The organism is Psychrobacter sp. BF1 (genome assembly GCF_019279065.1).
GTDB lineage: Bacteria > Pseudomonadota > Gammaproteobacteria > Pseudomonadales > Moraxellaceae > Psychrobacter > Psychrobacter urativorans.
Genome location: NZ_JAGYWV010000001.1, coordinates 1 through 12,598, shown reverse-complemented (window position 1 = coordinate 12,598; position 12,598 = coordinate 1). Strand labels below are relative to the sequence as shown.

At 40.4% G+C, this 12,598-nt stretch carries 9 protein-coding genes; 6 read left to right on the top strand and 3 right to left on the bottom strand.

Translation table 11 applies throughout. The features are described 5' to 3' along the window. Nucleotides 1–155 precede the first annotated feature (155 nt). The 6 genes from KZA12_RS00045 to KZA12_RS00020 all read left to right on the top strand — a co-directional run bounded on the left by KZA12_RS00045 (nt 156) and on the right by KZA12_RS00020 (nt 6,703). Nucleotides 156–1,445, top strand: coding sequence for an SLC13 family permease (locus tag KZA12_RS00045; protein WP_218688791.1), 1,290 nt, complete (start codon nt 156–158; stop codon nt 1,443–1,445). A gap of 506 nt (nt 1,446–1,951) precedes the next feature. Next, on the top strand, nt 1,952–2,992 hold the full coding sequence (locus tag KZA12_RS00040; protein WP_218688790.1) for a tripartite tricarboxylate transporter substrate binding protein: 1,041 nt from the start codon (nt 1,952–1,954) through the stop codon (nt 2,990–2,992). Between the two features lie 117 nt (nt 2,993–3,109). Beyond that, nucleotides 3,110–3,565 carry a tripartite tricarboxylate transporter TctB family protein gene (locus tag KZA12_RS00035; RefSeq protein WP_218688789.1) on the top strand — a complete coding sequence of 152 codons (456 nt, stop codon included), beginning with the start codon at nt 3,110–3,112 and terminating at the stop codon, nt 3,563–3,565. Between the two features lie 5 nt (nt 3,566–3,570). Then, on the top strand, nt 3,571–5,076 hold the full coding sequence (locus tag KZA12_RS00030; RefSeq protein ID WP_218688788.1) for a tripartite tricarboxylate transporter permease: 1,506 nt from the start codon (nt 3,571–3,573) through the stop codon (nt 5,074–5,076). A gap of 216 nt (nt 5,077–5,292) precedes the next feature. Next, on the top strand, nt 5,293–6,066 hold the full coding sequence (locus KZA12_RS00025) for a sulfite exporter TauE/SafE family protein (RefSeq protein ID WP_373416555.1): 774 nt from the start codon (nt 5,293–5,295) through the stop codon (nt 6,064–6,066). Between the two features lie 199 nt (nt 6,067–6,265). Then, on the top strand, nt 6,266–6,703 hold the full coding sequence (locus KZA12_RS00020) for an MgtC/SapB family protein (RefSeq protein ID WP_218688786.1): 438 nt from the start codon (nt 6,266–6,268) through the stop codon (nt 6,701–6,703). 528 nt (nt 6,704–7,231) lie between these two features. Here KZA12_RS00020 and KZA12_RS00015 read toward each other — a convergent pair. The 3 genes from KZA12_RS00015 to KZA12_RS00005 form a co-directional block, all read right to left on the bottom strand. After that, nucleotides 7,232–8,401 (bottom strand): HlyD family efflux transporter periplasmic adaptor subunit, encoded by a 1,170-nt coding sequence (locus tag KZA12_RS00015; protein WP_218688785.1) that lies wholly within the window; start codon nt 8,399–8,401, stop codon nt 7,232–7,234. A 2-nt stretch (nt 8,402–8,403) separates the two neighbouring features. Beyond that, nucleotides 8,404–10,695, bottom strand: coding sequence for a type I secretion system permease/ATPase (locus KZA12_RS00010; RefSeq protein WP_373416563.1), 2,292 nt, complete (start codon nt 10,693–10,695; stop codon nt 8,404–8,406). 221 nt (nt 10,696–10,916) lie between these two features. Continuing rightward, nucleotides 10,917–12,446, bottom strand: coding sequence for a TolC family protein (locus KZA12_RS00005; protein WP_218688783.1), 1,530 nt, complete (start codon nt 12,444–12,446; stop codon nt 10,917–10,919). Between the last annotated feature and the right edge of the window lie 152 nt (nt 12,447–12,598).

Sequence of the window (12,598 nt, the reverse complement as noted above, 5' to 3'; positions counted from 1 at the left end):
ATCATTCTAGTCAACTAGAGACACGGTTAGGCTTTTAAGATTTCTTAGTGTTGAAATGTATTGGTCGATATTAGCATTTAGTGTAATGCTTTTTACTCTGTAAAAACTGCTATGGTTTTTTATAGAATTCATACCGTTAGGGCCAAGGAGTAGTCGTGACTTTTTATATTCTAGCCGCTATCGTGATATGCATCATTTTGGGCTATACCACCAAGATTAATATTGGCCTATTTGCTATTGCGTTTTCATACCTTATCGGTTGTTTTGGTATGGGGCTAAAGGCTCATGAAATTATTGAACTATGGCCGCTCAAAATTTTCTTTGTTATTTTTGCTGTGACGCTCTTCTATAACTTCCCACTGGCTAACGGTGCTTTAGAAAAGTTATCAAGTCATCTAATCTATAAATGTCGTCACTTCCCCGCATACTTACCTTTGGTTATTTTCTTTGTTGCCACCATCATTGCAGGCTTAGGCGCTGGTTATTATACCGTCTTAGCCACGATGGCACCGATGATCCTACTGTTGTCTAAACGAACTAACTTAAACATTGTTATTGCTACCTTGTCGGTGAACTATGGTGCCTTAGCTGGTGCTAACTTTATCACTTCACAAAGTGGGGTTATCTTTAGGGAGCTGATGCGCGGCGCAGGCGTCGCCAATGATAATACCTTTACTTATGTCTTAGGAATCTTTGCCGCTACTTTTTTTATACCTGTAATTCTATTGAGTGGCTATAGCTTTATCAATGCCAAAAATAGCAAAATTGCAATTCAGACCGTAGTACCAGAGCCTTTTAACAGTAAGCAAAAACAATCTATTATGCTGATTTTTATTATGATGGCTATTGTGCTTATTGTGCCCGTCTTAAACTTACTTATGCCGCAAGTATCAACAATTCAATTTTTAAACGCTCGGATTGACATTGGTTTTATCGCCATTATTTTTGCTTTAATTAGTCTACTTTTAAAGTTAGGTGACGAAAAAGCTGTGATTACACTCATACCTTGGAACACTCTTATTATGATTTGTGGCGTTGGTATGTTAATTAGTCTCGGGGTAGAAATAGGTGTCATCTATGAGCTCACTGAATGGCTAAGTACTAACGTTCCTATCTGGATGATACCGATTTTAGTTTTCGTTATCAGCGCAATCATGTCAATATTTGCTAGTACACTCGGCGTAGTCGCTCCTACTTTATTTCCTATAGTGCTGCCTCTAGCCGTTGCCTCTGGCATAAGTCCTTTATTACTATTTACTTGTATTGTTGTGGGAGCGCAAAGCTCATCACTGTCCCCTTTCTCATCAGGCGGTAGTCTAATGTTAGGTGCCTCCCAAGTCGTTATAGAAAAAAACAAACTTTTTAATGCCCTGTTATTCAAGGCAGTGCCCTTAGATATTGTTGTTGGAATAATAGCGATTTTAATTATTCAGTTCATGTTCTAACCGCTTACAAGCAAAGTATGCGTTAATTTTTTAGTATTTTCTACACCTACCTAATCCGTCTTTTTGGTAGCGCATCTAATCTTCCTACTAAATCTTCAACTGCCCAAACCTTTATTTTAGCATCCTAATGATACTGATGTTAATGTGATTACTAGTGCTTTCTAACGACTAAAAATTTTGTTAAATATCCCTATCTAACTGTTTTTGTTAATAAAAATATATTTTTTTAGCAAACCTTAATATCAGTCTGTTATTGTGCCTACTCCTATAAAAAAGCAACTTAGGAGATATCCTGCTTAATATACTACTATATAATTCATATATACATACATATGTTTCTTGTCATTTTCGAAATATTCTGCTACTTTTGCAAAGTGATAAAAAATCTATTGCCAATAAGTTAAGTCATCTTGCTCATCAAATGCGATTTTATTGGTAACACTTTTTTTGTCTTGGCCAAAATTCTATCGAATTTTTATTGTAAAAATACACACAAGGAGTGTCGTGTGAAAAAACTAACCTATTTGGCTCTTGGTCTATCCTCTATCCTATCTTTGAGCGCTTGTAACAAAGCAAACGAAACTGCTAGTACAGATGCGACTGCCGCAGATGGTTCTGCTGAGTTAATAGCCCCTTCACGACCAGAATGTATTGCGCCAGCGAAACCAGGTGGTGGCTTTGACATCACTTGTAAGCTTGCTCAAATTGGCCTAAGAGATACTGGTCTCTTAAAAGAGCCTATGCGCGTCACTTATATGCCAGGCGGCGTAGGTGCTGTGGCTTATAACAAAATCGTTGCTAATGACCGTTCTAATGGCGATGAGATTATTGCCTTCTCTACCGGCTCTCTGCTGAACTTGTCGCAAGGTAAATTTGGTAAATTCACCGAAAAAGACGTGAAATGGTTGGCAGGTGTTGGTACAGATTATGGCGCTATTGCGGTTAATGCAGAGTCACCAATCAAAGATCTAGCAGGATTGGTCGCTGAATTGAAAAAGAATCCAAAAGCTATCAGCTTCGGTGCTGGTGGTAGTGTGGGTGGTCAGGATTGGATGCAAACCGCAATTTTAGCGAAAGCCGTTGGCGTTAAACCTAGCGACATGACCTATGTGGCGATGGAAGGTGGTGGTGAAGCTATTACCGCAGTCATGGGCAACCATATCACAGTTGTTAGTGCGGGTATTGCTGAGATTATGCCACAAGCTACCGCTAATAAATTACGCGTACTAGCGGTATTTTCAGAAGAAAGATTGAGCGGTAGTATGGCTAATATCCCTACTGCCAAAGAGCAAGGCTATGATGTAACTTGGCCAGTCGTCCGTGGTTATTACATGGGTCCAGACGTGAGTGCTGGCGCTTATAACTGGTGGAAAGATTCGTTTGACAAAATGCTTGCTGATCCAAAATTTGCTGAAATTCGTGAGCAACAAGACTTACTACCATTCTCTATGACGGGTGAAGAGCTAGAAGCTTACGTCTATAAACAGACCAATGATTTACGTGAATTGTCTGCTGAATACGGTCTTGTTGAAGCAGCAGCAAAGTAGTCATATAAAAATCAAATAACCTTAATAATTGAATACTGATTATTTCTGGTATTTTCCAAAGGCTGGCAGGACATTTATCTGTCAGTCTTTTGCCCCAAAACTCAAGGAATATTCCTTATGACAATGGAACGTCTGTTTTCTGGGCTAATGGCACTAGTGAGTATATTTTTAATATATTTAGCCATTGGTTATGTCGCCCCTATTGCTTATGACCCAATTGGTCCTCGTCCTTACCCTATTTTAATTTTTTCCTTGTTGGCATTTGGCGCTTTAGTCGTCGCTTTTCGTCCAGCACGCTTTACTAAGCCTATTGATTTAGAACTGACCAAACCTATCATCAAGAATCTAGTACTTTGTGCCCTAGCTCTATTGGTTTATGGTCTTATTTTTGAAGTATTAGGTTTTATCCTTGCCACTATTCTGATGTCTTTTGCGGTAGGTATACTGTTTGCAGGCAACCCTTTTAAATGCTTAATATTTTCAGTTGTGATCAGTATTGCCTTGTACGTCTTATTTGATATTTTGTTAGATGTCAAATTACCACTCGGAATATTATCAGGAATAATAGGATAGCCAATATGGATACTTTTGATTTTTTGATGCATGGTTTCTCTATTGCATCCACACCCAAAAACTTATTGATTGCACTTATCGGTGCCTTCTTAGGTACGATTGTAGGTATGCTACCAGGCCTTGGTCCTATTAACGGTGTAGCGATATTGCTACCTTTTGCTTTTGCTCTTGGGCTACCACCAGAGAGTGCTCTAATCTTACTGTCTGCGGTCTATCTTGGCTGTGAATATGGCGGTCGTATTTCTGCCATTCTCATTAACGTACCTGGTGATGCTGGCGCCATTATGACGACTTTGGATGGCTACCCTTTAGCCAAACAAGGAAAGGCCGGTATTGCACTGTCCTTATCTGCGGTAGCCTCTTTTATTGGTGCCACTATTGCGACTATCGGCGTAGTGTTATTCGCACCATTATTGGCTAAATGGGCCATCTCATTTGGACCTTCTGAGTACTTCGTGCTGATGGTATTTGCAATCACCTGCTTAAGTGGCTTAGTCGGTGACCAACCCGTTAAAACCGGTATTGCGGCTTTAATTGGTCTTGGTCTTGCGACTGTGGGTGTCGATGCAGTGACTGGTATTTATCGTTATACTTTTGACTCAGTCAATCTATCTGATGGTATTCAGTTTACGACGATTGTTATTGGTTTCTTTAGTGTTAGCGAAATCCTAATAATGCTTGAGAAAACCACTACTGGACACAAAGTTATCCAACAAGGTAAACGTAGTTTATTAAACTTTAGAGAATTTACGTTTAGCTTAGGAGCTATGTTACGTAGCGGCTTGATGGGTTTTGTCGTTGGTATTCTACCGGGTGCAGGCGCTACTATTGCTAGTGCCATGACGTATGCTAGTGAACGCAAAATCGCTGGTGATACTGGTACTTTTGGTGATGGCGATCTACGCGGTGTTGCCTCACCAGAGGCGGCAAACAATGCCTCAGCTTGTGGCTCATTTGTACCGATGTTGACGCTAGGTGTACCAGGTTCTGGTACTACAGCGGTCATGATGGGTGCACTAACTTTGTATAACATCACGCCAGGTCCACAGTTATTTACTGAGCAACCTGATATCGTTTGGGGTCTTATTGCCTCTTTATTCATCTGTAACGTTATTTTGTTAGTGATGAACATTCCATTAGTTGGTCTATTTGCAAAATTGCTTGATGTACCAAACTATGTGTTGCTACCAGCAATTGCTGCCGTCAGCTTTGTTGGTGTTTATTCAATCCATAGCACTACCTTTGACTTAGTATTTATGGTGGCATTGGGTGTATTTGGTTATTTCTTACGTAAGTTAAACTTCCCATTATCAGCACTAATTTTAGGTTATGTGCTAGGTGAGCTGATGGAATCTAACTTAAGACGCGCACTATCTATATCTCAAGGTGACCTGTCTATCTTGTGGAGCAGTCCGATCACGATAGCTCTTTGGATGCTAGCAATTTTGATGGTATTCCTGCCTATTATCCGTAGCATATATCGTAAGCGTTCTAAGAAAATTGCTGTTTAACGTTTAAATACTTGGTTCTTAATATCTTTTACGGCGGTGGTTGTACTCTATGTATGACCGCCGTTTTTTTAAGGAATATAGGGGCGTCATAACCCTCACCAAAGTCTTCGATATCGCTAGAGAAATAACAAACCTCTTTTAATAAAATCTCTTAGCAATTATCAAAAGTTAGTTAAATACTACTATTTGATATCACTCATGAAACAGGATCTTATCGTGTCCATTGTTTTAGATTTATTACAACCCATCCCAATTTGGCACTTAACAGGCTTGTTTTTCGCTGGTATGCTCGCTTTTATTATCTCTATAATATCGGGTGGTGGCGGTGCCATATTACTGATACCTGTCACTTCTTGGATAATCGGGGTAACAGCGGCAGCCCCTGTAATCAATTTGGCAACCTTTATTAGTAACGGCTCGCGGATGTATCTATTCTGGAATGATATTGATTGGTCGTTGACTAAATATTATGTACCAAGTGCTATTGTCGGGGCATGGTTAGCAGCATTAGTTTTTAGTCGGTTAGATGCTGGGTGGATTCAGTTATTGATTGGCGTATTTTTAGTGTCCACCATCTTCCAGTATAAGTTCGGCAAAGTGAGTAAGACGTTTGATATGCCTAAAGTAGGCTTTATACCTCTGGGTTTTGTCATTGCGTTTATGAGCACTTTAGTGGGTGGTCTCGGTCCTATATTGAACCCTTTTTACATGAACTCTGGATTAGAAAAAGAAAACCTTATCGCTACCAAGACTGCCAATTCATTTTTTGTAGGAATTATACAGATTAGCAGCTACGCTTTTTTTGGCATATTCACTTTCAAGCTTTGGATTTATGGTCTGATATTAGGATTAGGTGCCGTTATTGGCAATATTATTGGCAAACGTTTTTTGGCAGGAATGAGTATTAGTCAGTTTAGAATAATGTTGCTTATACTAATGGTAATCAGCGGTCTAGTGATGATAATAAGAAACCTAAATGTGCTCTTCTAACAAGATTTTTTTAATTATAGAATAGTTATAATCCCCTATAATCAATACAAATAAAATAATGTTATAAGATTTAGTTGGCCTGTTTTAACATTGTAGAAGTTGCAGCCGCATTTATTGAATTTTATTAATGGGTCACTGAGTTGACTCAAGCACAAGCCTACTTTCACTATTAACTCCTTTTTACAGAGCGTAACTAGCTATGTTTGAATTTGATTTAAGCTTAAAACTGTTGGGATATCATTTTATTCAATTAGGCATTGCTTTCATACTTTCGCTACCGATTGCGCTTAATCGTGAGATGAAAGATAAGGGTGCAGGACTGAGAACCTTTCCGCTAGTGAGTATTGCATCCTGTGCTTTCATGCTAGTCGCTGTAGACATTTATCATGGCTCAGAGCCTGAGGCAAGGATCATGTACGCGATTATTACAGGTATGGGCTTCATTGGTGGTGGTGCTATTTTTAAAGGCGACAATACGGTAAAAGGCACTGCGACGGCAGCAAGTTTATGGAATACCGCTGCAATCGGCATCTCGGTTGCTTATGGACGCTATGAAATTGCGATAATATTGTCGGTTGTCAACTTTCTAATCCTACAATTCTCGGAACCCTTTAAAGCAAAAAACAAGCTGCAGTAGTTATTTTAATTGTTTCCAACTTCTATATCCAAAAAATTATGTTTAGCAAAATCTAACACTATAGCTTTTTTATGAAGATTTAAGAACTTGAAAATCCATCAGCAAGCTCATGGCATCGATAGATTTGCTTTTGAAACAGCAAGAGAAATAAGGTATTAATTGCGATTATTGATAAATTTTATTCAAACCAATAATATAAATGTCTAAAATACTCTCCACTAATGTGTAGCATTTCTTCAGCGTAGCGCAAAGCTGCTGTAGTAGAACTTGCCAGCTCAAGTTTAGTTCCACTTAGCAGATTAATAACAGAAAAAACCCCAGCTCATTACTACAATGGACTGGGGTTTTTGCCGGTAAATATAGGCGGTTATATTAAAGACAGTATTTATAACTTGTTATTAAGCTATTATTAGCTATCTATAAAAACAGCTAACTACGGTGCTAAGTGCAAACGACTCTCTAGATAACTGAGGTCGTTTGTATTTTTAATCAAACTTATAGACTTTTATAGACTTTATTAAAACTAATTTAACGTTCGCCCATGCCTTCAGACAAGGTTTTAGTAATAGGTTTGGTTAGATAAGACAACACTGTCCGTTCCATAGCTTTAATATCAACAGAAGCTGTCATACCAGGCTTGATAACTATTTTATCCGCCCGACCTTTAAACTCAGCACCAGTAATGACGATCAAGACTCGATAGTAAGGCTCTTCCCCTTTAGGAGTTTGCTCCATTAGCGTATCCGGGCTGATATAATTTACTGTACCGTTCATCGCACCAAAGATCGAATAGTCATAAGCATCAAGCTTTACAGTAGCGTCTTGCCCTTCTTTGACATAGGCAATATCAGCGGGACTGACTTTTGCATCTATGATTAGATCGCTACTGGTTGGTAGAATCTGCAAAATAACTTCACCTGGCTTGACGACACCACCGATAGTAGTGACGTTGATATTTTTGATTTTGCCATCTGTTGGCGAGGTCAAACGCTTTTCATCCAACACCTGCACCCGATCTCGTAACAGCTCAAGTTCGGTATCCAGCTCTTCTTGAGCTTTGGTCATATCGGCTTGTGCTTCTTCAAAATATTTATTACGTTTATTATTAATCTGTGCTTCAATCTCAGCAACCTGACGGCGTAGCTTAATGACATCAGCTTGGCTGACATCGCCATACTCTAATAATGGCTCATTCATACTAAGCTCTTTTTTAGCCAGAACTAGCATAGCTTCAAGAGAAGAAACCTCTTCATTAATAGCCTGACGACGACGATTATAAAGTTCTGTTTGGTTTTGTACGTATTCAGGGTATTTTTTAACGTCTGGCGTGAATACTAATGGTTTCTCAAAAATCTCTGCATTTAGGCGAGCTAATTTAGCTTTTAAAGCAGCGGTTTTGGTGGCAGAGTTATCCAATGCTGCTTTGGCTCGCTCCTCTTCTAAAACCACTAGCAGCTGCCCTGCTTTGACCTCTTGTCCTTCAGTGACTGCCAATTCTGTCAAGATACCGCCCTCTGACGCTTGAATCTCTTGCGTTCGAGCGCTGGCGATGACTGTAGCTTTTGCACGAGTCACTTGATCAATTTTAGCGAATGAGGCCCAAATAACTAAAACTAAAATGCCGAGAAAACCGATCCAAATGCTCAGTCTTGAACGACCAATTTTAATCTTATTGGGGGTATATTTATAGTCTGCCATACCTACTTACCTTCAGCGTCTGTTGCAGTTTTTGTAATTATAGGCTTTATAGTGAGCCGTCTAGTTGGGGGATTGTTCGGTGTTTCCGCTTCAGGTTTTGCTGGGTTTTCTGGCTGCTGCTGCTCAATGTTTTGCTTGGCTTCCCCCCTTGATTGTACAGTACCCTGAGGTTTTGCTTGTTCGTTCTTGCCTAACTCATCAAGTACTGCCTGTTTGGGGCCGTCCATCACAATGCGTTGATTATCCATTATGATGATCCGATCAACCAACTCTAAAAGAGCCGTTTTATGGGTAGATACGATAAAAGTCTGACCTTCTGTCAGTTCGTGCTTTAGAACTTGTATGCAGCGTTGCTCCTGTCTATTATCCATAGAAGCAGTGGGTTCATCGAGCAAAAACACGTTGGGCTTGGACAATAATAAACGGGTGAAAGCAACCAGCTGTTTTTGTCCGCCTGATAGTCCGCGTCCCCCTTCGCTAATAGGTAGCTCAAGACCACTAGAGTGGCTAGATACTAAATTTATCAACCCTGTTTTCATTAACACTTCTTGCATCAAATCATCATCTGGCGCCGGCATACCTATCAGTAAATTCTCCCTTAAGGTGCCTTGAAACAAACGATGGTCTTGTTGTAAATATCCCAGACGTTCACTCAAGGTCTCACGACTGATTTGATGAATATCTAGACCATCTAATAATATACGTCCTTTAGTAGGTGCATATAATCCAGCCAGCACCTTGAGAAGGGTAGATTTACCTGATCCTATAGGCCCAAGAATCGCTATACGCTCTCCAGGACGAATGGTTAACCTCTTAATATCGATAGCGGGTCTATCATTATCTTGGTAATTAAACACTAGTCCATCGCATTGATAAAAACCTTTGATACGACTAGGTGACAGCGGATAAGCCACACCATGATTGTCTTGCTCTAATGCAAACAACGATTCAATATTGAGCTTAGCGGCTTTGGCATGCGAATACTGCACTAAGAGACTAGGGAGCATCATAACAGGGGCTAACACTCTACCGCCTAATATTGAACAAGCAATCAACCCACCCATAGTCATGTCACCTGAAATGACAACGAACGAGCCCACAATCACAATCCCAACATAACTGATCTGTTGCAGCATTTGGGTAAAGTATGTCAAATTATCATTAGTGTGCTTCATATCTAAGTCGTTTTTGATAGTGATATTCATCACATCAAGCCAACGCGATAAGAACTTCCAGCTTCCTGCCCCAGCTTTTATAGTCTCGACCCCTTCTACTGCCTCTACCAATAGGCCAGTCTTATAATAAGAAGCAGTGGCACCTTCAGCAGCAATAGCATCGATACGTTTGCGAGCAGATAGGCCCATTGTTACGGCTATCACTGCCGCAATAACAGGAACAATTGCCACTAATGGTGAGCCAATAATGGCCATTAAAGTAATAAAGATAATGGTCATCGGTAAATCGACTAGTCCAAATAAGGTACTAGCAGTAAAAAAACTACGGACTTGCTCATAGCCCCTTAGCTGTGCGGCCATAGACCCTACTGATCCTGGCATCTGATCGATACGTACTTTAAGTAATCGCTGGAATACCTCACGAGACAAATACTGGTCAAGACCCACAACCACTTTGTCCATGATTCTCGAGCGCGAAAACTTCATAAACGCTTCAAAGAGAATCACTAGGAATACACCACTGGCCAAAATAATGAGCGTATATTCGCTACGGGTTGGTATCACTCGATCATAAACTTGCATGGAGAATAGTGATACGGCCAATGCCAACATATTTATTAAAAATGTGGCAAGAATAGCTTCAAAAAGCACACCTTTATAGTTTCCCAAGTCTGACTTTAGTAGATCGGCAAAGGTGGCTTTGCGCTTTTGAATATGCTCATCAGTGAGGCGAAGCCGTAAAATCAACGTCAGCTCATTTACTCGAGTATGAGTGTTGCTTTTTTCTTGTCTAAAGTTCCAGCTGCCTTGTGGCGTTTGACCATCGATGACACCCCAACCTAAGTCGGCACGACAGGCTAATAAAGGTAGAAAAGCCGCATCGGGTTGTTCTAATATTTCTGGCGTATTATTGATGCCCACATCTTTTAACACGCCAATGACGCCGCCCAACTCGTTGATAGCTTGTCCTTTATTATTAGCTGACAATCCATCGTGGCGCGCAATGACGTCTTGCAGGCGTACGTTATCTATTGGATAACCTTGCTGACTTAACAGATGCCTGATAGCATCCGCTAAAGTTTGCGTCAACTCAGACGGAGACAGCACTGGGCCTGTCATACTAGTAATATCACTGCTATATGAATTAGGAGGCATAGGATTTAAGTTCGAACTCATAACAATCACTTTTTTAATATTAAAACAATGAAGATGATCAGGTATGTTTTAATTCAAATCGTTACTCTAACCATTACGGTCATCATTGACGCATCGACTTTAAACTACTGATAGCAAGATTTTTATTCATGTAACTTGCTGCTTTAATTGCTTCTCATGTTTTTCTAATCAACTATAGGGGTAATACTGTAGTCTTCATTTAGCATAATTCGCTCACCATTGTTGAGGCTATCCTCTACATTTGCAGGCAACCTAATTTCTATATAGTCATCATCTGCGACTGCTGTAACATAACCAAGGCTAGCGCTTGATCTCTTTGTCTCTTGCTTATTCATCCACTTTTTGACAGGATCTAGTGGTCTAAATAAAGTCACTGGCTCACGGTTATGGGCGTATTGTTGCCACGGCATACTACCAAAGTCCACTTGTAACTTATAGAATGCGCCCAGCATATCCGCTCTTGTCTGTACCAATTGCACCTGATACTCATTATGTTCGCGAACCGCATTTAGTACCTCAAGCCATGACTTACGCCCAGCAATAAACTGCCGACGATAAGAACTGACCACGAGCTGTGCTCCTGCTACTGCTGCAACCAAAGAGCTCTCTCGATCTTTAGCACTGACAAACTGCTGATACTGTATCTGAATATTTTCTATCACAGTACGGCGTGCAGCTTCTTGAGTTTGCACTAGACTATTAACTTGGGCTTGAGAGGCACGTGCTAACGCAAAATTAGAAAACCCAGCACCAGGAGTGTAATTTAAACCCAAAGAGAATTTGCCACTGTCTTTCTTGTCTTTATCGTCTCTGTTATCTTCATGGTAATAAGCATACTCGTACTGCGCATACACCGTAGGGAATTTGGATGCCTGTTGAGCTTCAACGCCTTGCTTTGCCGATTCAATTTGAAAGTGTTCTTTTACTACTGTAGGGTTATAGAAACCGGTTTGGCTAAAGGCCAGTTGCTCAAAGCCAGCCGACTGCTGTTTCGCCTGATTTACCAACTCCTTTATGTTTGGCATATTAGTGCTACTGATTTGCGTTAAAGGCTGACCGATAATCTGCTCAAGTCTGGCGGCGGCAATACGTTGCTGCTCTACTGCCCCTTGATAAGCATTTTGCTCTTGTAGAATACGGTTAGTTACTAGGTCAAGCTCAATGCGGGCTGACACACCTTGACCAACACGGCGCTGCATCATAGCTTCAAATTCGTTAAGTTCTTTTAGACCCTCTAGATGAATATCTTGCTTTGCAATAGCTTGGATATAACTTTGCCAAGCATCAATAGTGGTTTTGGCGACTTGATTTTGCTGTTCATAAATATACTCTACTGCTGCTTTATCATCAAATATGGCTTGATTGACATCAGCTGTAAGCTTGCCTCCAGTCCATAACGGCTGCCGTATGGTGACTTGTGAGACAAAATCATTATCTCTATCGAAGCCCGAACTCACACTTGGAGTTGGCAATAGGTTTAGTTTAGCGGCATTAATACCTTCTGCAGTAGCTTCTTGACTGGCTCTAGCTGAGTTCACTAACGGATGAGTCTTAACCGCTTGCGTAATCAAACTATTAACTTGTATATCAGTGACGGCTGCATAAGTGTTTACCGTGGTACCAAACCAAGATAGCAAACAGCCTAGTAATACACGACTGACAGTATAGTGAGGTCGATTATAGGTTCGTGACATAATTTCTGGACTGTCCCTATGAACATATAGTCAGTTCACAATAAAATAAATACAGCCCATATCCTGAAATAGCTTAGGCAGATTATTCTCCATCCACCCTTGGCGTAGAAACTTAGCTTGAGCCCATTTCTTTTCAATGGGGTTTAGATCAG